At 38.9% G+C, this 26,630-nt stretch carries 25 protein-coding genes and 1 pseudogene; 10 read left to right on the plus strand and 16 right to left on the minus strand.

Translation table 11 applies throughout. From position 1 onward, the window contains the following. Nucleotides 1-33: 33 nt before the first annotated feature. The 3 genes from H9648_RS04435 to H9648_RS04445 form a co-directional block, all read right to left on the minus strand. Nucleotides 34-1,632, minus strand: coding sequence for an N-acetylmuramoyl-L-alanine amidase family protein (locus tag H9648_RS04435; RefSeq protein WP_191752722.1), 1,599 nt, complete (start codon nucleotides 1,630-1,632; stop codon nucleotides 34-36). Nucleotides 1,633-1,766: 134 nt separating this feature from the next. Then, nucleotides 1,767-2,543 (minus strand): Cof-type HAD-IIB family hydrolase, encoded by a 777-nt coding sequence (locus H9648_RS04440; protein ID WP_191752723.1) that lies wholly within the window; start codon nucleotides 2,541-2,543, stop codon nucleotides 1,767-1,769. Between the two features lie 78 nt (nucleotides 2,544-2,621). Next, nucleotides 2,622-3,557 carry a DMT family transporter gene (locus tag H9648_RS04445; protein ID WP_191752724.1) on the minus strand — a complete coding sequence of 312 codons (936 nt, stop codon included), beginning with the start codon at nucleotides 3,555-3,557 and terminating at the stop codon, nucleotides 2,622-2,624. 428 nt (nucleotides 3,558-3,985) lie between these two features. On the opposite strand from H9648_RS04445, the gene H9648_RS04450 reads away from it, so the two are divergent. Then, the gene (locus tag H9648_RS04450) at nucleotides 3,986-4,192 is read left to right on the plus strand and encodes an alpha/beta-type small acid-soluble spore protein (protein WP_066288466.1); all 207 of its coding nucleotides are present in this window, start codon (nucleotides 3,986-3,988) and stop codon (nucleotides 4,190-4,192) included. 53 nt (nucleotides 4,193-4,245) lie between these two features. Here the strand turns inward: H9648_RS04450 and H9648_RS04455 are convergent, their stop codons facing one another. Both H9648_RS04455 and H9648_RS04460 read right to left on the minus strand, forming a co-directional pair. Further along, nucleotides 4,246-6,678, minus strand: coding sequence for a DUF6359 domain-containing protein (locus H9648_RS04455; RefSeq protein WP_318243482.1), 2,433 nt, complete (start codon nucleotides 6,676-6,678; stop codon nucleotides 4,246-4,248). A 175-nt stretch (nucleotides 6,679-6,853) separates the two neighbouring features. Then, a complete protein-coding gene (locus tag H9648_RS04460; protein WP_263600082.1) occupies nucleotides 6,854-7,495 on the minus strand; it encodes an SOS response-associated peptidase in 642 nt (213 codons plus the stop codon). Between the two features lie 74 nt (nucleotides 7,496-7,569). On the opposite strand from H9648_RS04460, the gene H9648_RS04465 reads away from it, so the two are divergent. Then, on the plus strand, nucleotides 7,570-7,800 hold the full coding sequence (locus tag H9648_RS04465; protein ID WP_191752727.1) for a YczF family membrane protein: 231 nt from the start codon (nucleotides 7,570-7,572) through the stop codon (nucleotides 7,798-7,800). Here H9648_RS04465 and H9648_RS04470 read toward each other — a convergent pair. The 5 genes from H9648_RS04470 to gnd all read right to left on the minus strand — a co-directional run bounded on the left by H9648_RS04470 (nucleotide 7,760) and on the right by gnd (nucleotide 13,631). Then, nucleotides 7,760-8,893, minus strand: coding sequence for a GerAB/ArcD/ProY family transporter (locus H9648_RS04470; protein WP_191752728.1), 1,134 nt, complete (start codon nucleotides 8,891-8,893; stop codon nucleotides 7,760-7,762). The two genes, H9648_RS04465 and H9648_RS04470, sit on opposite strands and share 41 nt — an antisense overlap. After that, a complete protein-coding gene (locus tag H9648_RS04475) occupies nucleotides 8,893-10,116 on the minus strand; it encodes a Ger(x)C family spore germination protein (protein ID WP_191752729.1) in 1,224 nt (407 codons plus the stop codon). The genes H9648_RS04470 and H9648_RS04475 overlap by 1 nt, the downstream gene beginning before the upstream one ends. Further along, nucleotides 10,113-11,783, minus strand: a complete 1,671-nt coding sequence (locus tag H9648_RS04480) for a spore germination protein (protein WP_225218735.1) — start codon at nucleotides 11,781-11,783, stop codon at nucleotides 10,113-10,115. Before H9648_RS04480 ends, H9648_RS04475 begins: the two co-directional genes overlap by 4 nt. A 318-nt stretch (nucleotides 11,784-12,101) precedes the next feature. Continuing rightward, complete coding sequence (locus H9648_RS04485) at nucleotides 12,102-12,620, minus strand: acyl-CoA thioesterase (protein WP_191752730.1); 519 nt, start codon at nucleotides 12,618-12,620, stop codon at nucleotides 12,102-12,104. A 114-nt stretch (nucleotides 12,621-12,734) separates the two neighbouring features. Continuing rightward, nucleotides 12,735-13,631, minus strand: coding sequence for a phosphogluconate dehydrogenase (NAD(+)-dependent, decarboxylating) (gnd, locus tag H9648_RS04490; RefSeq protein ID WP_191752731.1), 897 nt, complete (start codon nucleotides 13,629-13,631; stop codon nucleotides 12,735-12,737). A 241-nt stretch (nucleotides 13,632-13,872) separates the two neighbouring features. Between gnd and H9648_RS04495 the strand changes: the two genes are divergently transcribed. Next, nucleotides 13,873-14,739: a sulfite exporter TauE/SafE family protein gene (locus H9648_RS04495; protein WP_191752732.1), complete on the plus strand. Its 867-nt coding sequence runs from the start codon at nucleotides 13,873-13,875 to the stop codon at nucleotides 14,737-14,739. Nucleotides 14,740-14,836: 97 nt separating this feature from the next. Here H9648_RS04495 and H9648_RS04500 read toward each other — a convergent pair whose 3' ends face one another. Then, nucleotides 14,837-15,679 (minus strand): DegV family protein, encoded by an 843-nt coding sequence (locus tag H9648_RS04500; protein WP_191752733.1) that lies wholly within the window; start codon nucleotides 15,677-15,679, stop codon nucleotides 14,837-14,839. A gap of 227 nt (nucleotides 15,680-15,906) precedes the next feature. On the opposite strand from H9648_RS04500, the gene H9648_RS04505 reads away from it, so the two are divergent. The 4 genes from H9648_RS04505 to H9648_RS04520 all read left to right on the plus strand — a co-directional run bounded on the left by H9648_RS04505 (nucleotide 15,907) and on the right by H9648_RS04520 (nucleotide 18,555). Then, on the plus strand, nucleotides 15,907-16,350 hold the full coding sequence (locus tag H9648_RS04505; RefSeq protein WP_191752734.1) for a MarR family winged helix-turn-helix transcriptional regulator: 444 nt from the start codon (nucleotides 15,907-15,909) through the stop codon (nucleotides 16,348-16,350). A 211-nt stretch (nucleotides 16,351-16,561) separates the two neighbouring features. Then, nucleotides 16,562-17,515, plus strand: a complete 954-nt coding sequence (locus H9648_RS04510; RefSeq protein WP_191752735.1) for a helix-turn-helix transcriptional regulator — start codon at nucleotides 16,562-16,564, stop codon at nucleotides 17,513-17,515. A gap of 67 nt (nucleotides 17,516-17,582) precedes the next feature. Then, complete coding sequence (locus H9648_RS04515) at nucleotides 17,583-17,771, plus strand: cold-shock protein (protein ID WP_066392730.1); 189 nt, start codon at nucleotides 17,583-17,585, stop codon at nucleotides 17,769-17,771. A 196-nt stretch (nucleotides 17,772-17,967) separates the two neighbouring features. Further along, on the plus strand, nucleotides 17,968-18,555 hold the full coding sequence (locus H9648_RS04520; protein WP_191752736.1) for a YtxH domain-containing protein: 588 nt from the start codon (nucleotides 17,968-17,970) through the stop codon (nucleotides 18,553-18,555). Nucleotides 18,556-18,603: 48 nt separating this feature from the next. On the opposite strand, the gene H9648_RS04525 is transcribed toward H9648_RS04520, so the two are convergent. The 3 genes from H9648_RS04525 to H9648_RS04535 form a co-directional block, all read right to left on the minus strand. After that, entirely contained in the window at nucleotides 18,604-20,472 is a 1,869-nt protein-coding gene (locus tag H9648_RS04525; RefSeq protein ID WP_225218736.1) for a heavy metal translocating P-type ATPase, read from the minus strand. Nucleotides 20,473-20,672: 200 nt separating this feature from the next. After that, nucleotides 20,673-21,479, minus strand: a complete 807-nt coding sequence (locus H9648_RS04530; protein ID WP_191752737.1) for an ABC transporter permease subunit — start codon at nucleotides 21,477-21,479, stop codon at nucleotides 20,673-20,675. Then, on the minus strand, nucleotides 21,476-22,363 hold the full coding sequence (locus tag H9648_RS04535) for an ABC transporter ATP-binding protein (protein ID WP_191752738.1): 888 nt from the start codon (nucleotides 22,361-22,363) through the stop codon (nucleotides 21,476-21,478). The genes H9648_RS04530 and H9648_RS04535 overlap by 4 nt, the downstream gene beginning before the upstream one ends. Before the next feature lie 145 nt (nucleotides 22,364-22,508). On the opposite strand from H9648_RS04535, the gene H9648_RS04540 reads away from it, so the two are divergent. From H9648_RS04540 to H9648_RS04550, 3 genes are all read left to right on the plus strand, one after another. Beyond that, complete coding sequence (locus tag H9648_RS04540; RefSeq protein WP_191752739.1) at nucleotides 22,509-23,102, plus strand: TetR/AcrR family transcriptional regulator; 594 nt, start codon at nucleotides 22,509-22,511, stop codon at nucleotides 23,100-23,102. 260 nt (nucleotides 23,103-23,362) lie between these two features. Continuing rightward, entirely contained in the window at nucleotides 23,363-23,980 is a 618-nt protein-coding gene (locus H9648_RS04545; RefSeq protein ID WP_191752740.1) for a DUF47 domain-containing protein, read from the plus strand. Between the two features lie 12 nt (nucleotides 23,981-23,992). Then, nucleotides 23,993-24,991, plus strand: a complete 999-nt coding sequence (locus H9648_RS04550; RefSeq protein WP_191752741.1) for an inorganic phosphate transporter — start codon at nucleotides 23,993-23,995, stop codon at nucleotides 24,989-24,991. Nucleotides 24,992-25,016: 25 nt separating this feature from the next. Here the strand turns inward: H9648_RS04550 and H9648_RS04555 are convergent. Both H9648_RS04555 and H9648_RS04560 read right to left on the minus strand, forming a co-directional pair. Next, nucleotides 25,017-25,286 (minus strand): annotated as a pseudogene (locus tag H9648_RS04555) (pentapeptide repeat-containing protein); the annotation flags it as partial. 84 nt (nucleotides 25,287-25,370) lie between these two features. Then, nucleotides 25,371-26,624, minus strand: a complete 1,254-nt coding sequence (locus tag H9648_RS04560) for a dicarboxylate/amino acid:cation symporter (RefSeq protein ID WP_191752742.1) — start codon at nucleotides 26,622-26,624, stop codon at nucleotides 25,371-25,373. Between the last annotated feature and the right edge of the window lie 6 nt (nucleotides 26,625-26,630).

Genomic DNA, 26,630 nt, shown 5'->3' on the forward strand with positions numbered 1-26,630 from the left:
GAATTTCTTCCCTTGAGATGCCGTTACTATTGTTTATTGAAAATATTGAGCCAAGCCTGCTGTAATACCAGTTGCGGCTTTTGTTTGAAAGGAATTACTCTTTATCGTCACCTCATCAAACGGATTGGATAAAAAGCCAAGCTCTACTAATACTGCTGGTTGCTTGTTCTCACGTAGAACGTGAAAGTTTCCATACCTTACATTACCACTTTTTAACCCTGTATTAGCTTGAATCAATCCCGCGTTTACGGAGTTTGCCAATTTCAGATCCTTTTGTCCGTAGTAAAAGGTTAAGAGTCCTGAAGCACTTTTATTGGAAGCTGAATTATAATGCAAACTTACGAACGCATCAGCAAAATGATAGTGACTGATCTCCACTCGTTTATTAAGAGAGATGTACGTATTATCACTTCGAGTTAAGATTACTTTTGCACCTGCATTACTAAGCTGTGTGGCTAATAATCTCGCACTCATCAACGTCATAGCCGCTTCTTGTGTACCCGATGATCTACCAGAAGCACCTGGATCATTCCCGCCATGCCCAGGATCCACTACGATTCTTTTTCCCTTTAATCCCCCTAAGGCTGGTTTAGAAGTTGAAGGACTGTTTGAAGAAGGTGACTGTTGTAAAGCAACGAGCCATCCAGCTACCCAAGCACTTTTACCGTTTGGCAGCTTAATTTGTACCCAGTCGTTCTTCGATTGAAGAAATGCGAATTCGTCTCCTTGATTTGCATGACCTACTATTAAGTAAGCAGTAGAAGGACCTTGCCTAACATTTACGCCATCTGACATGATGACAACCTTTTTGGCTATTGAAGAAGGTGGAGCAACAGGAGGTTTCGTTGCAGGCTTAGGATTTGTTGCAACTAAAGACCCTCCTGTTTGTATCGATATGTATTGACTAGAAACCCAACCCTTTTTTCCATCCGAAGTTTGAATGTAAACCCAACTTCCTGACTCTGACAAAATTTGTACCGCCGTATCAAATTTCAATGAACCAATGATCGGTGAAGAGAGATTTCCAGCAGATCGAAAGTTTAAATACGTTGCTGTTACTCTTCCCCACTTTCCGCTATTTACAGGTTTGGTTGCAGAAGGCTTAGTATTTGTCGGAGATGTACCTGTTTGGTTCAAAAGATAAGCATTGCTTACCCATCCTTTAATAGATCCATATGTTATTGAAGACCAATTACCTTCTTCTTTAACGATAGAAACGATGCTCCCATTCTTAAGTGAACCTACTGATTTATACTGTGTTCCTGCACCATTTCGGACGTTTAGGGAAGTTGCTGTTACTTTTGCAGTTTTCTTCGTTTTTGTTACCTTTTGAGATGGTGTAGAGGAACTCGTTGTACCATTCGATACTAAGTATGCTGAACTAACCCACGCGTTTCTATCATTAAAAGATATGTTAGCCCAACCTTTTTCGATCTTGATTACAGTAACGATTGATCCCTTTTTTACTGATCCAATCTGTTTAGATGATGAGGAAGGTTCAGTGCGTACATTTAAGCTTGTTGCGTTCACTGTTGCGGTGTTGGTTGCTGCCGAGGCAGTACTAAGTGGAAAGCCCGCGATTAAAAGGACAACGATCAGAAAGAAGCACATCACCTTAACATTCGATCTCACACGTTTCAACTCCTATTGAAATTATCTTTACTAGCTGTACGTGTTATATCGTCATTTAAGAGGCATCCTTGACCCTTTTCACTGCGTTTTAAGAACAAAAAACACCCTAGCTGTAATCACTAGAGTGTTACTTATTAAATCAATCCAAAATGCTTCAATCCATGATAGATGCCGTCTTCATCAACTGATTTTGTTACGAAGTCAGCTGCGTCTTTTGCTTCTTTTAAACCATTGCCCATAGCGATTCCTGTTCCTGCTGCTGTAAGCATCTCGATATCATTTAACGCATCACCGAACGCGTATACGTTTTCGGGTTTCATGTTCATCTCTTTCATGAATGCCTGAATTCCTTTTGCTTTTGAACCACCCGTTGGCAAAATGTCTAACGCATTTTCATGCCAGCGTATAAAATCGAACGTGCCTTTGTATCCATCTCGATAAACATGTTCGTGCTGTTCCTGGCAGAATAATAAAACTTGATAAACTTCATTTTCTTTATAGAATCCTGGGTGGAAAACGGGATAACTCGGCATGAGATTAAACGTACAGTTCTTAATGATCTCATGATTATCCGCATTACTTGTCGCTCTTTCATGATCAAGATAGACAAGAGGGTGACCTGCCTTCTCTGCTTCTTCTTCAATGTTAAGGATCGCTTCTCTAGATAACGGCGTCTTGTGGATTACTTCATCTTTAAAAACAACATAAGATCCGTTAAAACTTACAAACGAATCAACCTCTAATTCCTCACGAATCGGTTCAAACATGAACGGGCCACGTCCAGTAGCAATTGCTACATGTACGCCGTTCTTTTTCAACTGAATGATACTTTCTTTCGTGCTGTCAGGTATTTTTTTCTCATCATTTACTAGCGTTCCATCTATATCGAAAAATACTATTTTGTCATTCATATGCATCGTCTCCTGTTGAAAGTTCTTCCCTACAATAGTGGTACGATTCTGTATAAATGTCAAATCATGCGTTTTGCTTTACTTTTTTATTGATTGACTCACTTGTATGAGTCCCTTTTCTGGCATAGATAGCAAGAATACTGTTAAAATAATGAGCATACCACCAGCTGTTTGGTAACTCCCAAACGCAGTACCTAGCCAAATGACAGATACTAGCGTCGCCACTAAAGGTTCGGCACTTCCAAGTAAGCTCGTTTCTGTTGAGCTTATATACTTTAAGCTGTCTAAGTAGAGATAAAAAGGCAATAGTGTTCCGAATACAACAACAAATGATAGCATCCCAAATAGTGAGAACGACCAATCGATTGCATTTGCCTGCCACGGCTGAGTAAAAATGGAAACCGCAGATCCACCAAGCAACATAGCCCAACCTACGATCGTAGCAGATGCATACCGCTTTAGCAGTCTCACAGGATAGACGGTATACACAGCTACTGAAATACCTGAGAGAACTCCCCAGAATATAGCTTTTTCGGAAACCGTTATCTCTTGCAAACTTCCATTTGTTAAGAGCAAGAACGTTCCTGAAAGCGCCATTAGTACCGCGATCCATTCTTTTCGTTTTGGCCATTTCAAGAATTTTAACGCAAAGTAAACCGTAATAAAGACCGGGCCTAAAAACTGAAGCAGTGTTGCTGTTGGTGCATTCCCCGCTTCTATACTCAAAAAGAACGTGAGCTGTGCTCCAAGCATGCCCGTTAAAGAAAATACGATCAAATCCAATCTGTCTCTTTTATTTCTCCAAACTTCAAATATATTGTGATGAAAAGAAATAAGAAATAACAGCAGCGCTCCAGCCATCACCATGCGGACAGATACTAACCATGTGGCAGTCATTGCTGAATGTGAAAAGATCCATTCTGCCGCATTTCCTGAAAATCCCCATAGTGAAGCACCTGCTAATGCAAGTCCTATACCTTTCCACCGGAAAGTTTCATTTTGATTCTCCATCATACACCCTCTTCCCAATTACAATGTTCTTAAGAAAGATTCACAGATTTACTCAATGCTTCTTCAATTCCTCATAAACGTGCATCCTTCATTCATTATAGAACGAATCAGTGAAAATCAAATACATTTTCTTTATTCTAATTTCTACAAAATTAGTTTGCTATGTAGGTATCACATAGAATTCAAAAACTAGTCTAGTTTCAGCAAAAGTCTTAACAACAGAAAGCACTGAGCGATAGAAACCGCTCAGTGCTTATCTAGAAAATAAAAATAGGGGGATGATGTATCATACGAAATTTAAGGGTTTTGGTGTCGGTTAAGGCAAAAATATGCGAATACCTATTACATTCACCACCCTAGAAAAAACTTTTTCCATATGTGCATAAATTTGTTAAATATATACAAACTAGTAGTACAAGGAGGTGATACATATGGCACGTAACAATAACTCTAACGAATTAGTAGTAGCTGGAGCACAAGCAGCTTTGGATCAAATGAAGTATGAAATCGCTTCTGAGTTTGGTGTTCAACTAGGACCAGACACAACATCCCGTGCGAATGGATCTGTTGGTGGTGAAATCACTAAACGTCTTGTTCAAATGGCAGAACAACAACTAGGTGGCGGATACCGTCGTTAAACTGCAGTTCACATGAAAAAGTCATCCACAACATGCGGATGACTTTTATTTATTTATCTGACTTTATCTAGTTTGACTTGAATCAAGACTGGATCATGATCACTTGCTCGACCATGCTCTTCCATAAACTGTGAATTGATATGAACGATGTCCACTTTTGTTTTCTTCGCCATATTATTCGTTACTAATATGTGATCAAGAACTTGAGCGTTTCCTTGGTAAGAATACGTGTATCGCTCTTTAAAAGGAACTTTTTCAATCATGTTCGTCAACTCATTGCCTTTGACTTTCTTAAGAGTCTTCGTAAACTCAAAATCATTGAAATCTCCTAGCAAGACTATCTTTGCATCCTTATCTTCACTCTTTACATTTTTAACAAACCCATTCACAATTCCCGCGATCTCTAAACGCTGAGCTTCACTCCCTAGGAAAGGAGGCTGATTTTTCCCAAACAGTGGTTGATCTCCACCTTTTGAGTTAAAATGATTGGCCACTACAATCACGCTTTCACCTTTAAACATAAACTGTGCTGCGACAGGCTTACGGCTGTTTTGGAATGCTAGATTGGCAGGATCAATCCGTCCAGGGTTTACAGTGAGCTTTCCGTCTTTAAAACCAACTGCTTCTGTTGCTGTTCCTTTTGTTCCTTCTGCAAGGGAAACTCGTTCAGGATTGTAGATGAATCCAACTCGAATGTTACCACCAGGAATTCCGCCATCTTGTCCATCAACTGGTGCGATATCTGTATATACATATTGTGGACCGCCTTGAGCTGCAATCTCAGCGATTAAACGATCAGCACTTGCTTTTGCGTCCGTCGTACCATCATTCGTTGGACCGTTTCCATCCTGCATCTCAACAAGCCCTACGATATCTGGTGCGTTCAGGTTACGAACGATTGATTTTGCAATACGCGATACTTTTTCATCGCTCGTACTGTCACGTCCTTCTTCAAGTGCAGAAAAGTTCTCCACGTTAAAGCTCGCGATCGTTAACTCTTTATGTTTTTCGTGAATCTTTGTAACTTCCGGTTTTGTTCTTCCTTCAACAAACGTTGGAAGTTCTTCTCGGTCAGCTAACACTTTATAGTTACCAAATCCGTAGCTGACAACTCCAGTAATTGAGCCTAAGAAGAAATCTCCTGTTTTTGCCACAAACGATTCGTCGTTCATATCGACAAAAATGCGCTCTGGGTTGTAATCAAACTCTTTGATGTTTAGACCACCTGATGAGTTAAATTCTTTTTGCTTCCAAAAATCTGGAACAACAACAAGTTCTCCATATTTTTGAGGTGCAAGAACACCAGGATTTTTTACTTCGACAAGCATCCCTTCTAAACTCTCATAAAAATCAATGCCGTCTTCTTTTGGATCAAACACTCCAAAGTTATCATTGTCGATCACTTTTGTAGGCTGTTGCAGCCCAAACAAGCCGATGATCGTTGATTTAGGTAGTTTTTGTCCTTCTTGCAGTTTTGTGATGCGACTTCCATTAATCTCTGTAACAGCTAGATCTGTTTTCAATTTATCTGAATATCCTTCAAGTACCCACTCTTTTACTAACCCATCAACAGAAACTAGATTTCCTTTAGCTTGTCCGTGATCTTTTTGGTAGACCAAGATCCCTTCAGATGTTCTATAGTCTCGGTCTGGCTTAACGTCTTGCATATAAAAATTATTGTTATCAACCACTTTTGTTACAATACCTTCAACGTCTTCTACTGCCTTGTTTGCAACAGGAGATTGATGTCCTGCTCCTTGAACATCATGAATACGAAGGCCCGATAGAGCAACTTGGTATTTAAATTCTGAAATGTTACTATTCTTTAATCCTTCCTTAACAGCAACAGCTTTAATCGTTACATCTTCGTTCACCTTTATAGGAGATGTGTAACGCGTGCTATCTGTAGTCGGATCTTGTCCGTCTAAAGTGTAATAAATTTCCGCGTCTGTTGTTTCAGTGGAGAGTACTACAGAAGTCCCTTTAGAGACAATTTGGCCATCTACTGATGATTTCACTTCTTCCACTTGTGGTTCAGAAGGAGTACTATCAACAAATTGAAATTTGTTCACATTTTTAAGTCCTGGCACACTATAATAAGCCTCTAGTGTTCCTTCAAGTTGGACTTTCTCCCCTAAATTCTCAGGGTGATCTACGAGGTTCAATGCAGATCTTGCATCATTACCAGGCAACTGAACAGTCAAGATTTTCGTTTTATCTGTCTCGCTTGGCGAATCGGCAAGAGCTAAGTTTGTATTCGCTGTAAATGGTCCCTCTTGTTTGAATGAGATAGAAGACCCACTGCCTCCTTTAACAGTTCCTACGATATACCCTTCAACTACCTGTGTTGATTTATCCTGCTTAACTAATGCTTCGCTAACTGTTAGAACATCAGCTGCAGAAGCTTTTTGTTGCAGTGGCAAAACCATGCTAAGCACCATTACTAGCATGATACTTATATTTGTAACCCTTTTCGTCATTTTCATGAACATATCGTTCCACCTGCCTCACTAAAAGTATGTAAAACATGTAAATCCATGAAAAATATAACACAATTCTGTCGATTCAATTGTTAGTTTTATATTAAAACAGTTAGAAAGACTTACAAAGAATTTACAATGTAGGACTCTGGTATTATTTTCAGCAAAAGAAAAGACAGTTTCATCTATGAACGTTTAAATCTAGCGTGACTTGCTCAACAAATAATTCAGGGTTGTTTTCTTGGAGTATTGAAAGAAGCTTGTCCTTTCCTGCTGAACGGTCCAGCCATCTTTCTCCAACATCTGGCTCTAGCATCACTGGCATACGGTGATGATATTTTTCCATAGAAGAGTTGGACGCTTTCGTTAGAATAGAACAGGTTATTCTTTCTTCTTGCTGTCCGTTGATTTCACCTTGCCACCTTGACCAAATGCCTGCAAATGCAAACAGCTTTTTATCTTTTAATGTAAATTGCAAAGGCTGCTTTTTAGCGCTGCCGTCCTCTAAAATCCATTCGTAGAAGCCGCTCGCAGGAATCAAGCATCTTTTTTGAAGAAAAGAGTCTTTAAAGCTAGGCTTTTCAGAAACGGTCTCACTTCTGGCATTCATTAATTTATTTCCTATTTGCGGATCCTTCGCCCAACTTGGAACAAGTCCCCATTTCATATATCCAGCTCTATTTCCTGTGCTAGCTTTTATCACAGAAAGAACTTTCTGACTAGGAGCAATGTTGAAGCGCTGGTCATAATCAAATTCATTTACTAAGTTAAATGCATCAATGATCACATCTTTTTCATAATAAAGCATGTATCGCCCACACAAAACACATCACCTCAGGTTCAACTTATGGATAAGGAAGTCAATCGTGCAAAAACTAAAACAGGAGGTGAACACCAATGAAAAATCCTGTTACTATTTATATGATTCTGCTATTTTCCATGTTCTCTTTACTCATTATCATCGATTGGTTCTTAGGAATAGCGCCAGCAACGGTTATAAAAAAATCGTTTATGTCTTTCTTTCACTATGTTGATAAAGTCGAATATTTCTTAGTCATTATTTTAATCCTTTTACCTATCCTGACATTTATTCTGTCGATGTGGATGGAGAAGAAGCAAAAGACTTAAGTTTCTTTCTTCTTAATAAGAATACAATAATGAACAGACTCGGTAAAACAACTTGAAACGGAATATGGATAAAATGTGGAACAATACTTAAGCCCTCTGTGATATGCTCCACATAATTTGCTGCTATAACAATGGATGACAGAATCAAGACAATACCGATCGGGCCTATCAGCATTTTTTCTTCTTTTACGCCGAAGATGTCTTGTGTTGCTTTAACAGCCACATAAAATAATACAGAGATCTTGAAGAACCCTCCAATAATTAGGGTGAACACCACTAGTGCATCCAGCCTTTGAATAAATTCTCCTAAGTTAATCTTCGCAACGGCAGCAAGCAATGGGAAGTAGACATGAGTAGCAACATGCCCACCTAAAATCGCAATGTCCATCGCGACCGTTACACTTAAGATCAGACCACTCAGCATTATGGCAAATAACCCAACGGTGAGTACTTTACTTTTCTTTGATGTTTTCAAATAAGGAAACAGCATCGTAAAGACCACCATCTCTCCAAAAGGGAAAGTCGGAGTTACGGGGAATGCTGCTTTCAAGACTGGTAAAAATCCTTGACCTAAGACGGGGAGAAGATAATTGTATTTCATCAAGTCTGCTGATAAAACGAGTACAGCTAGAGTGATTCCTAGTAAAACGACTAATGTAAATATGATCTCCCCTGTTCTCACCAGAACTTCAAAACCTAATTTTAGTACATAAACAATCGTAGCAATCATTAGCGCATTTACGACAATAATAGGTGTTTGGACAAAAACAGCGGATAGCAGAAGGCTTCCAAAGTCACGTAAAACACGAGCAGCTAAGTAAATGAAATACATGAGATATAAAAAACCAAATAGCTTTCCTATAGATTTCCCGAACAAGATCTGTAGATATTGTGTTAAAGATTGTTCAGGAAACTGTTTATACAGATAAAAATATCCTAGAAAAAGAACCATGCCAGAAACCATCCCTAATAGTATCGCGATCCACGCATCTCTGCCGGCATCCATTCCAAGACCAACAAGGATCGCACTTCCAAGTTCAAATAAAACGATGATAATAAAGTATTGTTGGATATCGATCTTGATGGTCTTCATTATGGAGCCTCTTTCTTTTTCTTTTCTTCAAATAAGAATGGTGAAGTTCGAATACCTGATCTTCTAATGCGAGAATCGACGTTCACTTTCACTTTTAGTCTCGGAAAGATTTCTTTGTAGTTCTTTTTATAATCATTGCGCCATTTTCTTGGATTCTCGCGATACAATAATTCTCCAAATCCAAGAACATCACTGTTAAAACCTTGTGAAGCTGTAATCGTCTTTTGAATTTCTTTTTCAATGACTCGGTTTAATCTACTTTCGATATTATCGATTTCAGAAGATTTTTCTAAGTTCACAGCACAGTTTGCTTCTGCAATATTCGCTTCTGGAAACACATCAAGCGTTATAGTCGGTATATCCCGCTTTGTATCTGCTGACAGTTCAGTGTTTGAACGAACAATTTCGATAGAATATCCGTTGTCCTTACGCATACAAGGTACTGTGATCGCTGAACTAACAAGCTTTCCCTTTATCCACAGAACACCTCTCGCCTTAGGGCCATCCAACCAACCCTGCAGCTTGCCATCTCTGAATACTCCCATACCTGATAATTGAACTCTAGCAGGATCGCCTACTTCATAATTTTGTGCCGTCACTGCCAACTTTTTGTCACCGGTTATCTTGATGCCATTGATAATCGGTTCGCCGCCTTCATCAATAATAGATTGAAGCACTTCATTTATATCTTGCTGCATGTTTTCTCCCCAATTTTTCTCTGAAATCTTCAAAATTGTAGCCACTTCATCAGAAGTAACTTTATCGATGGCCGTAAACGTTCTTAATAATTTGGATGGTGTCGTATCTCTCGCTACCACAACCTGAATGGTCGAACGAACTTCTGGGTCTCGTGAAATCATATCGACGGCTTGATAGATACTATCTTTTGCTATTTTTTCACTAAAGACAAGCATCCTCGCATGCGCAAAAAATAAACGTCTTGATGTTTGTTTACTTGCTTTTCTCGTCGCTTCCATCAAGTTTCTACCTGTTGTCTCATAGACGGTAAATACAGGTTGTTTTCCTCCTCCTGCCCCAGTTATTCCTGGTGCCACTTCGGTTGGATTGTCCACTTGGTAGGTTACAATCAGATTTCCTTTTTTATCTAAGTTAATTCCTATTCCCATTACGATTGAAAGCTCATCCAACTCATTTTGATCCCAGCAGCCTGTTAAAAATAGAAGACACAGTGAGAGAGGAAGACAACTTTTAAACAGTTTCAACGTGTTGTTTCCTCCTCGCGTTTCTTCTTAACCGAATAAGGTTGTGTACGTGTTTGGTTTTTTTTCGAAAGCTTCTCTGGTCTTTTAAACAATTTGGTAATCGGAAATCGAAACAAACTATCTTTTAAATCTTGTGTCTGTATAGGAGCAAAAGGACTCAAATAAGGATAACCAAAAGATCTTAAGCTTGATAAATGTGCGATGATCACAATTAATGCAAGTGTAAGACCATAAAAACCAAAAACAGATGAGATCAACATTAAAGGAAACCGCAATAATCGAGCGGATGTAGCAACTGCGAAAGATGGAATCGCAAAGCTGGCTACAGCTGTAATTCCTACAACGATAACCATGGCAGGAGAAACAAGTCCTGCTTGAACAGCTGCCTGTCCCAAAACAAGAGCTCCTACAATTGAGACAGCGACACCCACGGCACGTGGCATCCTAATGCCTGCTTCACGTAATATTTCAAAAGTAATCTCCATTACTAACGCTTCTGCAATCGCAGGAAACGGAACACCTTCTCGCTGAGCAGCTATACCAAACAATAAAGTTGTAGGTATCATGGCTTGATGAAAAGTAGTGAGTGCAATATAGATTGATGGTGCGATCAAAGAAATTATAAAAACTGAAAATCTCAATAAGCGCAGAAATGTACTGATGTCATATCTCATATAATAGTCTTCTGATGATTGAAAGAATTGTATGAATTGTGCAGGGGCGATTAGTACAAATGGTGTTCCGTTAATAATAATGCCCACTCGACCTTCTAGAAGATTTCCAATCACCACATCTGGTCGTTCTGTGTTCAAAAATTGAGGAAACACAGTAACAGTCTCATCCTGGATGAACTCTTCAAGTTGACCAGATTCTAGCAGGCCATCTGTCTTCACTTCTTCTATTCTTTCTTTTATTTCTTTGATCAATAACGGATTTGCGATATTCCCTAAATAAACGATCGCAACATCGGTATGTGTGACCTCTCCTATTTTAAATTTTTCGATTCTAATATCTTTGGACCTTACCCGGCGTCTGATCAATGAGATATTCGTTTTAATCGACTCTGTGAAAGAATCCTTAGGACCACGGATCACAACTTCTGACGAAGGCTCTTCTATCCCTCTAACTTTTCCACCGGTCGTTCCTAGTTTTAGACCTTTCGTATTCCCTTCAACTAAAAGAACACTGAACCCTGCCAGAAGAGCTTCCACTAGTTCATCTTCTGTTTCGACATCCAAAACTCTTCCTAGTGCTAATGCATTTTGTTTGATGTAATGTAATGCATGGTCCACGGATACTGGAGAAGATTGTTTATGAGATGACAGTGACATCAAGGGTGATAGAATAAACTCATTTAAAATTTGAGGATCGTTCATTTCTTCTAAGAATAATAAGGTTGCCGTAACCTTTTGTTCTAACTCGAATTCAAATTCACGAACGATTAAATCCATGGGGTCACCTAAGAGTGTCTTTACGCGATCCACCATGACATGGAGAATGGGACTAAGTTCTCCGACAACCTTTTCTGCCGTTTCTTGTCTTTTAGAGGTTTCCATAGAAATGGTTTTAGATCGAAGAGAAGAAGGATCATCATGCTTTTTATCTGCTAACATATCCGTTAACTTTTTATGAGTTCTAATGATTGGACGTTTTCTTCTATTTCGCATAACCATCCACCTTTTTACCAAACTTTTCTTAGCATTTGCACAACACGCTTTCGTTATGTAATAAAATGGAACGATATCCATATTGGTGGTGTTCTACCTAAACTGTCTCTAACCGGCCTGCGGTCTCTTACATACTTTATTGCACACAAAAAAGCCCCTGATCGTTTTCTTCGAGAAAAAGATCAGGGGCTTTAACAATTAACAGTATAATGCCAGGGTTCTGTATCCCTGGCTGGAAAAAGGTAACTTAATTATAGCATCTTATTTTCAAAATGCGAATCTTATGAACTGCAAAATGTTAAAAATATATCTTTATGCTCACATGGGATCCCAAGGTTTTTTTACTCCGAACTCTTTGGCCAATTTTTTGCTTTCTTCTCTGCGTTTTTTCCTCGCGATCGCTCGTTCAGGTGCATACTCATGCAGCCATTTTTCTTCCTCTGTTTCAGGTATAACTTTGGGCACTGGGGTGGGTTTCCCATCTTCATCTAACGCTACGAATGTTAGAAAGGAAACAGCGCAAACTTTTCGTTCTCCAGACAATAAATTTTCGGAGATCACTTTTACGAAGACTTCCATTGAGGTTGTTTTCGTCCATGTTACGAATGATTCTAAACACACAGAATGTCCTTCTTTAATAGGCTGTAAAAAGTCAACCGAATCTGTTGAAGCCGTAACTACATTCTTTCGCGCGTGCCGAATTGCTGAAATAGCAGCAACATCATCGATGTACGCCATCAATTTCCCCCCAAATAACGTACCATGATTATTTGTGTCAGGTGGTAGTACTACAGAGGATTTAACCGTCCGGGATTCACGAACAAACTTTTCTTCCATGATCAAAACTCCTATTCTCGTCTCTTCATCACTAGTATATGTTGACTGTCCAAAAATTAATGAAAGACCTCTGCTTAAACGTATAAGCAATGAGGTCTTTATTAAGGCATTTTATTATTTTTTCACGACTGCATGGCCACCAAATTCGTTACGAAGAGCTGCAACGACTTTACCGTGGAACGTGTCGTCTTCTAATGAACGGAAACGCATGAATTGTGATAATGCGATAACTGGAGCAGATGCTTGGTAGTCAAGAGCAGCTTCAACTGTCCAGATTCCTTCACCTGAAGAATTCATCACTCCGCGGATGTCTTCAAGTTTTGGCTGTTTGCTGAATGCGTTCTCCATAAGTTCGATCAGCCAGCTACGGATAACTGATCCGTTATTCCATACTCTAGAAACTGCTTCATAGTCGTAATCGAAATCACTTTTATCAAGAATTTCAAATCCTTCTCCGATTGCTTGCATCATACCGTACTCAATTCCGTTATGAACCATCTTCAAGAAATGACCAGAACCTGCACGGCCTGTAATCATAAATCCTTTTTCAACACAGATTTTTTCGTATAGAGGAGCGAGGTAATTAACCGCATCGTCATCTCCACCCATCATGGCACAAAGACCGTAACGTGCTCCATCAGTTCCTCCACTCGTACCAACATCTACTAGATGGATGCCAGCTGCTTTTAGTTCTTCATAGCGGCGAAGAGTGTGCTTGTACATGGAGTTACCAGCGTCAACGATAATATCGCCTTCTGTTAAATGCGGCTTTAATTGTTCGATTACTTGGTCAACAATCTCTCCAGCTGGAACTAGAAGAATAACCGCTTTTCTTCCTGTGAAAGAATTAGCAAGTTCTTCGATCGAGTCAACACCTTTAACACCTTCTGCTGAGATCTCTTTTACAGTGTCTTTGTTAACATCTGTAGCGAAAACCGTATTTCCTTTATCATTCATGTTCAGTGCCATATTGTAGCCCATTTTTCCAAGGCCTATTAAACCGATCTCCATTGTACATATCACTCCAATTTATGTATTTATGTCTATTTTGTATTATTCCACAAAATAAAGGCGATTAACCTCTACTTGCAACACTGTCTATTAGAGTATCTAAAAATGAGGAAAAAAACAATTATTTCAGTTCTTTTTGTATGAAATTACAGAGAAAAATTTTAAAACCATAAACATTTGTCCTAACCATTCTCATTTTGTCCACATAATCTATAGAATCTCTATTGTTGGAGGACCTTCTATGAAAAAAATTGTAATGCTAGCTCTGATCGGCCTCATGGCTCAGCTTATTGACGGCTCCCTTGGCATGGCATATGGCGTTACTTCTACGACTCTTTTGTTAGTTGCTGGTTTCTCACCGGCTTTGGCTTCGGCTTCTGTTCATCTATCTGAAGTTGTTACATCTGCTGTCTCAGGCTATTCGCATCTTAAATTCGGAAACGTTGATATAAAAACAGTGAAAAAGCTTGTCATTCCAGGGGCAATCGGAGCATTCTTAGGTGCTGCTTTTTTAAGTTATATTCCTTCGACTTCTATAAAACCATACATCTCCTTATTTTTATTAGGGCTTGGCTTTTATGTTTTGTTCCGCTTTTTACTGATAAAAGTGAACGTGAATATAGAAACTGATTCTACAGAAAGCACAGCTAAGAGAAGAATGTATCAGCCATTAGGACTCATCGCAGGGTTTATGGATGCAACAGGCGGCGGAGGATGGGGGCCTATAACAACTCCTATTCTGCTCACACAGAAAAACCTTACACCCAGTAAAGCGATCGGCTCAGTAAACTTCAGTGAATTTGCTGTTTCATTATCAGCTTCTATCGGTTTCTTTTTGTTTATCGGTTGGGAGACCATGCTTTGGCAGGTCGTAGTTGCGATGATGTTAGGTGGGATTATAGCCGCTCCTTTTGCAGCATGGCTCGTACAAAAGCTTAAACCAGCGCTATTAGGAGTCTTGGCCGGGGGCTTAATCATCATAACGAACTTAAGAACAATTCTGAACGAATTTATTTCACTAGATTTGTTTGCAGAAAAGTCAGCTTTGTTGCCTCTTCTTATTCTATGGGGTATTTTGATCGTCTTTGCCGTTCGAAAGAAAGCGTAAGAAACAGAAACTAGCATAGATGATTGAAAGGAAAACAGCCAGAATGTCCATCTCAAATGGACATTCTGGCTGTTTGTAATTGTGTGGGGTCAGACCCCTATTCTTCGAACCAGAGGAGGCCGAGGGTGCCAGCGCCTACGTGGACGCCGATCGCAGGACTCAGCTGCCCTAGGTTGAATGTAATATGAGGGTACTTCTCTTTTAAGAGATGAAGCCAATCCTCCGCTTTCTCTGAGGAGCCGCTGTATACGACGCTTACACTGTATGCACCTTTATTCTGTGCAGCTTCTTCAAACAAAGCAAGAACGCGGGATTCTGCTTTTTTTAATGTCCTGATCTTTTCAAATGGTACGAGTGAACCATTGTCAAAGGTAAGTATCGGTTTAATCTGAAGAAGATTTCCAACAAGGAAGCTTGCGCCAGATAACCTGCCACCTTTTCTTAACTGTTCAAGACTTCCGATGCATACATATCCTTTTACATGATCTGCCGTTTCACGAAGCATCGCAGCTATATCTTCGGCTTCTAAGCCCTCTTCTTCAAGCTTCTTCCCTTTTAACAATAGTTGTTTCATGGATTCAGATAAAATTTTTGAATCCACAATATGTACAGGGAAATCTGCCATCTCCGCACCAAGTCTAGAACCGTTGATCGTGCCGCTGAACTTTTCAGAAACATGAATGGCAATTCCACAATCATAGTTATGTTTTAGAACTTCATAAAAGTCAGAGAACTCTCCGACTGTTGGCTGGCTCGTTTTTGGGAGCTCAGAAACATTTTCAAGTTTTGCATAAAATTCATCCGGAGTAATATCTATACCGTCTTTATAAATTTTATCTTCCATTATGACAGATACAGGAATAATATGAATGCCAAGTTCTTTCGCTTCTTCCTGTGTGATGCAGCTTGTACTATCTGTAATCCAAGCAATTCGTGCCATATTGCACATCCCCCTTTATCTCTCTATTTTTTATTAGATAATGATAAGAGAATTCCTCTATTATCAGAAAAATATATTTTTATTTCTAAATTAAACCTATATTTCAATAGTTTAAATACTAGCACAGAGATACACATTGAAAACTAGATACTTTATACTACTATTTAATGGAACTTATCGGAAATTTATATTAAAATAGGAGTAATGTAAGCTAAGGAGGCAGTACCGTGAAAGTGGTGACAGATAGTAGAAGTGTATTAATGGAAGTAGAGCGTATAGAGAAAGCGTTTAATGAGATCATGGACGTGATAAAGCCTGAGATTTGGGAAGAAGAAGAGATAACTTCTACTCAATTCCAAATATTAAAGACTTTATCATCACGTGAAAAATGGACGGTTTCTGAGATTGCTGACGCTATGAAAGTACGTGCTAGTGCTACTACCGTTATCATCGACCGACTTGTTAAAAGAGGACTTGTAGATCGTTATCGGTCTGACCTCGATCGAAGAATTGTATACGTTCAATTAAATGAAACCGGTTTAGTAGCGTTTCATGCAATTCAAGAAAAAAGAAACGGTGTACTGATCAAGTACATGTCACAGCTCTCTGATAAACAGCTTGCGGATATGGTTCAATGTATTGAACACCTTTCTTCAATAGTAAAGAACTAATACTAAAAACTGCTTATAACAATGACCGCAGATTAGTTTTCCTACCTTTCATACTACGAAATCAACACGTTATCCTATAGGATAACGTGTTTTTAAATTTATCCTTACTTTATTTGAATAAACCCTAACATTTTATCTTATTTGTACGATATAACATACAAAGACTAGCACAAAAGTTTTAATATATGAATATGTCAATTAGGGGTCTAACATGTCAAAGATAAAAAGACTGGAACGGCTACTGCTTTCCATAAACTCAAAAAAGCATTTTACCTTAAAGGAATTAGCCGATGAATTCGGAGTATCTACTAGAACGATTCAGCGAGATTTATTGAATCTAATTGAGATGGGTCTTCCCATCGTTTCTGAATTCGGACCACACGGCGGATATCGAATCGAAAATGACCGGATCCTGCCTCCTATCGGTTTTACTGAAATGGAAGCTTCCTCTATTCTTTTTAGTTTACAGACATTCACTCAAACGAGCTTTCCATTTCAAACGCAAAGTAGATCTATAGTAAATAAACTCCAACAATTCATGCCAGAAGATGCTAAGGATAATTGGACTCAGATTCAAAAGCGGCTTTTTGTTCAGCTTCCGATGCCTACGAAGAATCAAATCGCACCAATCATCCTTGAAGCTTCAATCAAGCAAAAGATTGTTACGATTCTTTATACGATGAAAGAACAAGAATTGTATAGCAACATTCAACTGATCGGCCTTTTTAGCGAAAATGGTGAATGGCATTGTCCCGCATATTGTTATTCACTTATGGATTATCATATTTTTAAACTATCAGATATTAAACACGCTGTGATTAACTATGAACCGATAGAAGTGAAAGACTTTACTAACGTGACCATTCATAATTGGGCATCTCAAATCTCACCAAGAAACTACGTTAGACTAGATGCAGAAATTTCACAAGAAGGTTTGAACTATTGTGAGTCCCATCCTTTTTTACGTCAATTTATAAGAACGAAAGAGAATGGTCTATATCGTTTATCCGGAGATATTTTGGCAACTTATGTTGATAGAGCCGCTGAGTATTTATGGACATTAAAAACAAACATCACGATACAATCTCCTAAAGAAATCAAAGAGATTCATGCACGTTGGGCAAGGGATATCTCTGCTCAATATGAACTTATTTTAAATATGTAATCAAATTGATACATATTTTTCCTCTTTTAGGCGTATACTATAAGTAGAACAGAAAAGGGGGATATCTATGGCTTTTTTTTCAAAACAACCTGCAGAGCCGATTCCAGACGTAGAAACGAAGGTTTGGGCATGTACGAGTGATGGATGCTCTTGCTGGATGCGCGCTGACTATTCTTTGCAAAAAGAACCGCAATGCCCCATTTGCAAATCTGCAATGAATGAAGAAGTTCGTATGCTTCCAGAATTAAAAAGTTAATAAAATAAATAGAAATCGGCCGGGTGCTCGTTGCCCGGCTTTTTCTATTGCTCAAAAATAGCTCCTATGAGTTGTCATACTCTTTCCTCTTATTTCTCTTATATCCTACATCTCAGTTCACCTTTTTATACTTCATGTTTACCATTTATACGTTCCGGGTAGGGTTTTATACAGACTAAAAGGAGGATTTAATACTATGCCTAACTATACAAATACACCAACGACTACTGCTGAACCGGTTTTTACACATTCCGATTTCCAAACACGAGATATTGCTGATACTAACGTTAGCAAGAAAAGTAATGCCTCTGGATTTGCTACTGGATTAGTAGTGGGAGGTCTTGTAGGAGCTGCAGCAGCTCTGTTATACGCACCTAAAAACGGAAATGAATTTCGAAACGATCTTCGCGATTCATCTATTAAATTAAAAGAACGCACTCAGCAGATGAAAGATGAAACCATGTTAAAAGCGAAACTTGGGACGATGGATGCTAAAGATACTGTTGCATCTATAAAAGAAAAATCCGGAAACCTTTCTCTATCTGCTCGTCAAAAGCTACAAGAAGCAAAGAATACGGCGAGTGAGGTAAAAGGTGAAACAAAAGCTGCAATTGATGAAGCAAAACAAGAAGCTGAAAATGATAATTATCAAACAAACGCTAACACGCAAACTAAAGCGGTTGTAACGCCACGTACACTTTCTTCAACAGATACACAACAAAAAACAGGTACAGATTCTTCTTATGAGAAAAAGCAAAGTGATGTAAACAATCGTTCAATTTAATCGTAAGAAATATAAAAAGCCGAGACGTTGCGTCCGGCTTTTTTTTGGCTATTTTAATAAACGCAACCCATTTAAAATCACTAATATGGTACTTCCCTCATGTCCGATCACGCCAAATGGCAAAGTGAGAAACTGTAAGTAGTTCGCACATAATAAGAGAAGTATTACACTTATTGAAAAGATGATATTTTGTTTAATGATCTTTGAAAGCCGTTCAGACAGCTGCATCGCATAGAGCAGTTTACTCAGATCATTTTTTACGAGTACAACATCTGCGGTCTCGATGGCAGCATCGCTTCCCATACCCATCGCAACACCTACATCTGCTATAGCGAGTGCTGGCGCATCGTTCACTCCATCTCCAATCATCGCTACAACTGCATCTTTTTCTCTCCATTTTTTCACGGTGTTCACCTTATCTTCAGGCAAACATGAATAACCAATTTCATCAACCTTTGCGATTCTTCCGATCATCTCTGCTCCGCGCTTAGAGTCACCCGTTAGCATGATCGTTAAGATTTGTTTTGATTGTAAATCTTTTATCGCCTTAACGGTTTCTTCCCTCACTGTATCTCCTAAAAGAAAATAAGCTGCGAGTTGATCGTTAGCGGTTACATATACAACCGTATGTCCTGTATCTTTTGCTTCATCACCTAGATTCACCAGAAGCTCAAACTCTTGTTTTTCAGTTATGTCCGTCCACTCGCGACTCCCTATTTTCCAAATGGTACTTTGAATATCAGCTTTCACACCTTTTCCTGGTACATCTTCAAACGCAGCCAGTTCTATAGGCGTTTTTTCTGGTCGTACTTTAAGGTGTTCATTAATCGCCTTTGCAAGTGGATGTATGCTATTTTTTTCAATTTCATAGATAATTGAGATCAACTTTTCTTTGTCCCAAGAAGTCTGGAGAAATTCAGCGTGTTTCACAGTTGGGCGGCCTTTTGTTAAAGTACCGGTTTTGTCAAAAGCGATAACGTTTACTAAACTCAGTTTCTCTAAAAAGACCCCGCTTTTGAATAGGATTCCGTTCTTAGCTGCGTTAGATAACGAAGCTAACAGTGCTGGCATGGTCGAGGCTACAAGTGCACAAGGAGAAGCCACAACAAGCAAAACACAAGCACGGTATAAAGATTCTGAATAACTCCAAACCCCAATCGAACTAGGCACTAAAAAGGTTAATGCGGCAGCCAGCAACACAAAAAGAACATATTTTGTTTCAAACTCTTCTATTTTTCTTTGAACAGGTGGTGCATCATTCTGTGCGTTATTCACGAGATCTATCATTCTTTGAAATACTGAGTCTTTCATATGTTTTGTAACAGAAATCTCTAACAATCCAGATTGGTTCAACGTTCCTGCTAATACTTCTGATGACGTATGGACTTCTCGAGCGAGAGGCTCACCGGTTAATGCAGATTCATTAATAAAGGAGTTTCCTTTTACAATTACACCATCTGCAGGTACCCGCTCTCCTGGTTTAACTCTTATTAGATTACCAGGTTCTAAAGAAGAAGCCTCTACTCTCAGTTCCTCATCCTCTAACAAAAGCCATGCTTCTTCCGGCTGTAAAGATAGTAATGCTTTGATCTCTTTATCGCTTTTTTGTAAGGTATACATTTCTAGAGCGCCAGAATAAGCAAAAATTAGGATCAATACAGCTCCCTCTCCCCAATAGCCGATCGCTGCAGATCCGATTGCGGCAAACATCATAAGAAGTTCAACATTCAATTGTCGGTCTTTTATGCTTTCCTGAATGCCTTCGACTGCTTTTGCATAGCCTCCTACAATAAAAGCTAACAAATAAAAGAGAACATAATAAGGAGAATCTGAATATTTTTCCATCATCCAAGCGGTTAGTATGAAGATACCAGACGTTGTTGCCATCAACAGTTGTGTACGTGCAGAGAGTTCCAATGGACTTCCCCTCCTGCGTATTTGATAATAACTATCATCCTCAAGTACCCTTAAAAAGCAGAAATGCTGCCGTCTTTTACGACAGCAGCCTGAAAACTATCCAATATTCGGTTCCTAGCACTAACATTGTATGTGAAATTTACATTTTGGTGACTCATTATTATTTATATTATACATGTTAACCTAACGATTTAGAATATTTATAACGGAAGATTTCTTTTCTTGAACACAACCACACTAAGCATAAATAAGAAGAAAGTTAAAATGCCTAGTGCACATCCGATCCAGAGCGCCTCCGTCTCGTTATTAATCACCTTGACCGGATCATACCATTTAAAGATCGAAAAGTTTAACATCCATTCTGTTTTCTCACTTAACTTTCCGGCCATGTTCAACATATAAAATAAAAGCGTAATTCCTGAAGAGATCCCGAGCGCTTTCTTCTCATCATTATTTACAGAGGAGATGAAGAAGCAATAACCAGCAATCGACGCGAATACAAGGAAAGTGAGTAGATTCAATGTAATAAAAGAAGCAACGTCTAATTGGTAGCCATCGATCAGCCACTCGCTTGCTGCAATACCACTTAGTGTTGTAAAACCTACGATTAATGCCAGCCCGGTAAGCAAGACTGCTGCTTGTGTAATGGCAACCTTTACTCTTGAATTAGGTGTGGCAAGCAAGTAAGCCATAGATCCTTGGTCGACAAGCCGTGCCATCACTCGAGTCGAAGTCAAAATGACATAAACCATCAATATGATCAGAAACAACATGCCATAAAATTCACCCGCTATATAATCTGACAAGGAATTTATGCCATTCTCCATACCGATCAGCTTCCGCATACCTTTTGGCAATGCAGCGATCATTTCGTTAAATCCTTTCATATCAGCAATAGAGGGATATATCCAAATGATCAGTACAATATAAGCTGCAGCACCGTAAATGAATCCCCCTAACATCTTTCCGTGACTTTTCATCATCGTAAGATATAAAGGCAAGCTCATCTCTCCACTTCCCTTCTGTCATAATAATGCATGAATATATCTTCTAAATCCTGTGGCCGTGTATCGATATGCTGAACCTCACAGCGGCTTAACAACTGTACGAATTCCTGATCGTTACCTTGTACCGTAACATGAATGGTTCTATCACCTTTTACTTCTGTAACGAGCGATGATTGAAGGATGTGATTCATATCATCCTCAGACTTCACTTTCACTTCAAATATACGCCGTTGTACTCTTCTTAACAGATGCATATCTTCTAACGCCACTAACTTTCCATCTTTTATGATTCCAGCCGAATCACACGTTCGTTCGATCTCTTGAAAACTGTGTGATGACATGAGTATCGTTTTGTTATTTTGTTTTTCTTCCAAGATTAGATCGATGAAGACGCGTTGCATGAGTGGGTCTAGCCCAGATGTAGGTTCGTCTAAGATAAGGACTTGAGGAGCATGCATAAACGCAGCGATGATCCCCACTTTCTGTTTCATTCCTTTAGACATCTTTCTTATTGGTGAGTTTATGTCTAATTGAAAACGTTCTATTAATTCGTCTCTGCGTTTTATACTCTCTTGCTTTCGCATCTTTTGAACGAGGGACAAGAAGCCAAGGCCTGTCATTCCTTCTAGAAAGACAATCTCACCTGGCAAGTATCCTGTTTTTTCTTGAATACGTGCAGCGTTTTTCCAGCAGTCCATTCCATCGATTGAAGAATAGCCACTATCTGGTTTCATAAAACCCATTAAATGACGAATGGTTGTTGATTTACCTGCTCCATTCGGACCAATATATCCAAACACCTCGCCTCTTTTTACTTCGAAATTCAGATCGAACAATCCTTTTTCTTTCGTAAACCGCTTTGAGAGTCCCTTTACCTGAATCATCCTCACACCCACCTTTTTGAAATATTTAATAATGTATATTTCAAAATAATCATAAGTCTTTTCTTCACACTAAGCAATACTTTTTGAAATATGTTATTTGTTATTTTTCAAAATATGTTTTATCCTAGTAAAGAGGTGAAGAGTTTTGAACGGATATGAACGACGAAAGGAACAAAAGAAAAAAGACATTAAGAAAGCTGCTTTCTCCCTGTTTCAAAAACAAGGCATCAAAGAAATAAAAATAGAAGATCTAGCGAGACACGCTGGGGTATCTCAAGTTACCATCTATAATCATTTTGGAAGCAAGGAAGCCTTGTTTAGGGAAGTAATTAAAGAGTTCGTTGCTGATGAATACGATTTTCATAAAGAGCTCTTTCATAAGGATCTTTCTTTTAAAGAAAAAATAACCTCAAGCATTCTTCATAAAACGAATAACATACTAAACATTCATCCTGAAGTTATAGAAGAGATGATGGTAAACGATGAAGATTTAAAAATATTTCTAGCTGACTTTCAAACGAAGTATAGCATTCCGTTACTAGTTGACCTGATTAAGGATGCTCAAAACAATGGTGAGATCAATCCTAACCTTTCTATGGAGTCCATCATGGTATACATCCGGCTTTTTAATAACAATATGCTCATCTCGATGATTACAGGCGAGAACGGAAAAAAACTCGCATCAGATATCTTTCAAATGTTTTTCTATGGGCTTTCACTGCCCATGGATTCCAAATAGTTCGTTTAGGGAATGGTGAAAGAAAAGAATGTAAAGTTTTTATTTCATTTCTAAACATTTGTTAATTCCATGTTAGTTGAACGTTAAAAGAAAGCTTAACTTAGTAAAACTTTTGTAAATTATTGATTACAATTCATTCTTTTTCGACAAAAACTCTTATTTTTTTGTATAATGTGTTGGGTGGTTAAAAAATAGAAAAAAATGACCACTATAAAAACGTAAAAGAAAAAGGATAAAAGACATTTCTTTTGGAGGGTACTATGTTTACAAAGAAAAAGGACAAGTTCATGGTCATGCTAACGGATATTGCTAGCAACTTAAAAGATTCTGCTGGTTATTTCCACGATTTTAAGATTAATAACGAAAATGATCTTCGTGAATTCGCAGACCATTTAAAAGAACTTGAATCAAAAGGTGATTCTTATGTTCATACCGTTATCATGGAACTGAACAAAGTATTTATTACACCTATTGAAAGAGAAGATATCTTATCACTTGCTATGAGCATGGATGATATCCTAGATGGTATCGAGCAATCTTCTGCTTTGTTTGACATTTACGCAATTACAAAACCAGATCAATACATGGTTAAATTTGTAGAATACATTAAGTTAAGTGCGGAAGAAATCCTGCTTACTGTTAATTTGTTATCAGAGAAAAAACTTCTTGATATGCGTGAACATGCAATCAGGATTAAAGATTACGAATCAAAATGTGACGATCTTTACCGTGAAGCACAACGCGAATTGTTCGCTACTCAAACAGATCCGATCAAAGTTATTAAGTATAAAGAGATGTATGAAGTGCTTGAAGGCATTGCCGACTGCTGCCAGAACGTTGCAAATACTTTAGAATCTATCATCATGAAAAACGCGTAACGGGTAGCTGCTATGGATACAGTATTACTCATTACCATTCTAGTTGTAGTTTGTGCGCTTGCTTTTGATTTTATCAATGGCTTTCATGATACAGCGAACGCGATTGCAACATCTGTTTCTACTAAAGCTTTAACACCAAGAAGAGCAATTATTCTAGCTGCTGTCATGAACTTTGTCGGAGCCATGACATTCACTGGTGTTGCAAAAACGATCACAAAAGATATTGTAGACCCATTTACACTTCCTAACGGGTCAGTTGTTATTCTAGCTGCACTTGTAGCGGCCATCGCTTGGAACTTAATTACTTGGTATTACGGTATTCCAAGTTCATCTTCACATGCGATCATCGGTTCAATCGCTGGTGCTGCGATTGCTGCTGCTGGTTTTGAAGCACTTCACTATTCTGGTTTTCTAAAAATTATTTATGGTTTGCTTCTTTCTCCAATCCTAGCATTTATCGTAGGTTTTATATTTTATAACGTTATTAAGATGGTATTTAAGAATACGAATCTAACGAAAACGAATAACGGTTTTCGTAAAGTACAAGTAGCTACTGCCGCGCTTCAAGCTTATTCCCACGGTACGAATGATGCGCAAAAAGCGATGGGTATCATCACGATGGCATTAATCGCGAACGGCTACACGGAAAGCACTGATATTCAGCTTTGGGTACAGATTTCCTGTGCACTTGCAATGGGTCTTGGTACATCTGTAGGTGGCTGGAAAATCATCAAGACGGTTGGCGGAAAGATCATGAAAATCCGCCCTGTTAACGGGGTATCTGCTGATTTAACGGGAGCTTCTGTTATCTTTGGAGCATCTTTCTTAGGTATACCAGTAAGTACAACGCACGTTATCACTTCTTCTATCCTAGGGGTTGGTGCGTCTCACCGTTTGAAAGGTGTTAAGTGGGGAACTGCTAAGACAATGGTCATCACTTGGTTCATCACACTTCCGATCTCCGCAACTTTAGCAGCTCTATCTTATTTCGTATTAAACTTAATCTTTTAGTCACAGTTAAGCCTTCCGTTATTAGTTAACGGAAGGCTTCTTTGTTTTGTTTTACTCTTTGCCAGTGATTGGGATGAGTTAACCTACCAGGGAGTGTTGTATCAGCATTTCCTTTAGCCGAATTTACTTGAGCTTGTGTTAAAAAGATACTCCCTCTTAAGTCTGTACCACTTAAATCAGCATCACGTAAATCCGCCCCTATTAAATCTGATTTTCTTAAGTCCGCGTTTTTTAAGTCTGCCGCTATGAGAAGAGCACCTCGTAAATTTGCGCCACGAAGATCTGCTTTTTTCACAATGATTTGAGGATAGAGAACTTCCCATTTTCCCCATAAAAAAATCTCTAACTCAACATAGGATGAGTTAGAGATGTAATTAGATCATGCGCCTTTTTGTTCTGTTAACGAACCTGTCTTTTTCAAGAGCCAGTTCTTACCTTCGACTAAACGTGCCGTCATCATACTTGCGACATTATCACCTGTCGCGTTCAGCAGTGTCGCTGGTGGATCAATAATGGCAGAGATCGCAGCGATGATCGGCAGTGCTTCTGGAGGAAAACCGAACAGTGATAGAATCAGCATTTCCGCGATCAGTCCACCTTGAGGGATCGCTCCCATTACCATACCCACTAAAAGTGCTACTCCACCAACTAACAGATACGTGTTGATGCCAGAGAAATCCATTCCAAAAATTCCAAAAAGGAACGTGATCTTCAATACCCCACCAATAACAGATCCGTCTTTATGCAGTGTTGCACCAAGAGGAATCGTCGTTTCACTAATATCGTAAGGTACCCCCATTTTCTTAGTAGCTTCTAGGTTAACGGGAATACTCGCAGCAGAACTGCACGTTGCAAGACTCGTAACAGATGGGGAAAGCATGTTTTTCCAAAATACACGAATACCAAGCTTTCCATGAGCCATAAACGCGTAAAGCGTAAAGAAGCCGAAGAAATAAATAATAGAGAACGGATAGTAGAATAAGACTGCTTTAAAATAGGAACCGAGCAATGTTGGTCCAAATTCACCAACAAGTGCAGCAAAATAGGCTCCTAGACCAATCGGTGCATAATACATCACATATTTCACCATCTGAAGGGTAACCTCACTTCCCGCTGAAAGGAAGTTCGCGAGCGGCTTTGCTTTTTCTCCTACTTTTGAAGTTGCAAGACCTAACAACACAGAAAAAAGGATTAGTGCTAACATATTGGCACGACTTAATAGATCGACAAAATCAGGTACTGTAACTGTACTTACTAGCTGATCACCAATCGATACTTCTTCACCCGTTGAATCAGGTTTCACTAGATCAATCTTTACACCCTCTGAGGGCGGAAAGATCTTTATACCAGTCATACTAATAATAGCTGCAACCGTTCCAGTGAATAAAAAGACGATCATCATAGAGCTGATAATTTTACCGAAACGCTTTGTTCCAGCCATACTTGCTACACTCGATGAGATTGAAAAGAACACGAGTGGAACAACAATCATGAACATAACGTTTAAAAACAGATCGCCGAACGGTTTAAGGACTGCAGCGTCCTTTCCCATCGTAGAACCGATTATACTTCCTGCAATAATCGCGAGCAGCAATATGATCGGCGAGCGATATGCTTTCCAAGTATTTTTCATAAAACA

The organism is Fictibacillus norfolkensis, from assembly GCF_014836645.1.
Classification (GTDB): domain Bacteria; phylum Bacillota; class Bacilli; order Bacillales; family Fictibacillaceae; genus Fictibacillus; species Fictibacillus norfolkensis.

Coding starts and splice junctions, on each gene's coding strand:
- H9648_RS04440 (WP_191752723.1), bottom strand. CDS start 2,543: ATGAATGACAAAATAGTATTTTTCGATATAGATGGAACGCTAGTAAAT.
- H9648_RS04485 (WP_191752730.1), bottom strand. CDS start 12,620: ATGGAAGAAAAGTTTGTTCGTGAATCCCGGACGGTTAAATCCTCTGTA.
- H9648_RS04530 (WP_191752737.1), bottom strand. CDS start 21,479: ATGAGCTTGCCTTTATATCTTACGATGATGAAAAGTCACGGAAAGATG.
- H9648_RS04480 (WP_225218735.1), bottom strand. CDS start 11,783: ATGCGAAATAGAAGAAAACGTCCAATCATTAGAACTCATAAAAAGTTA.
- H9648_RS04455 (WP_318243482.1), bottom strand. CDS start 6,678: ATGAAAATGACGAAAAGGGTTACAAATATAAGTATCATGCTAGTAATG.
- H9648_RS04560 (WP_191752742.1), bottom strand. CDS start 26,624: ATGAAAAATACTTGGAAAGCATATCGCTCGCCGATCATATTGCTGCTC.
- H9648_RS04500 (WP_191752733.1), bottom strand. CDS start 15,679: ATGGCACGAATTGCTTGGATTACAGATAGTACAAGCTGCATCACACAG.
- H9648_RS04495 (WP_191752732.1), top strand. CDS start 13,873: ATGAAAAAAATTGTAATGCTAGCTCTGATCGGCCTCATGGCTCAGCTT.
- H9648_RS04445 (WP_191752724.1), bottom strand. CDS start 3,557: ATGATGGAGAATCAAAATGAAACTTTCCGGTGGAAAGGTATAGGACTT.
- H9648_RS04470 (WP_191752728.1), bottom strand. CDS start 8,893: ATGAAGACCATCAAGATCGATATCCAACAATACTTTATTATCATCGTT.
- H9648_RS04535 (WP_191752738.1), bottom strand. CDS start 22,363: ATGATTCAGGTAAAGGGACTCTCAAAGCGGTTTACGAAAGAAAAAGGA.
- H9648_RS04550 (WP_191752741.1), top strand. CDS start 23,993: ATGGATACAGTATTACTCATTACCATTCTAGTTGTAGTTTGTGCGCTT.
- H9648_RS04510 (WP_191752735.1), top strand. CDS start 16,562: ATGTCAAAGATAAAAAGACTGGAACGGCTACTGCTTTCCATAAACTCA.
- H9648_RS04465 (WP_191752727.1), top strand. CDS start 7,570: ATGAAAAATCCTGTTACTATTTATATGATTCTGCTATTTTCCATGTTC.
- H9648_RS04450 (WP_066288466.1), top strand. CDS start 3,986: ATGGCACGTAACAATAACTCTAACGAATTAGTAGTAGCTGGAGCACAA.
- H9648_RS04545 (WP_191752740.1), top strand. CDS start 23,363: ATGTTTACAAAGAAAAAGGACAAGTTCATGGTCATGCTAACGGATATT.
- gnd (WP_191752731.1), bottom strand. CDS start 13,631: ATGGAGATCGGTTTAATAGGCCTTGGAAAAATGGGCTACAATATGGCA.
- H9648_RS04520 (WP_191752736.1), top strand. CDS start 17,968: ATGCCTAACTATACAAATACACCAACGACTACTGCTGAACCGGTTTTT.
- H9648_RS04515 (WP_066392730.1), top strand. CDS start 17,583: ATGGCTTTTTTTTCAAAACAACCTGCAGAGCCGATTCCAGACGTAGAA.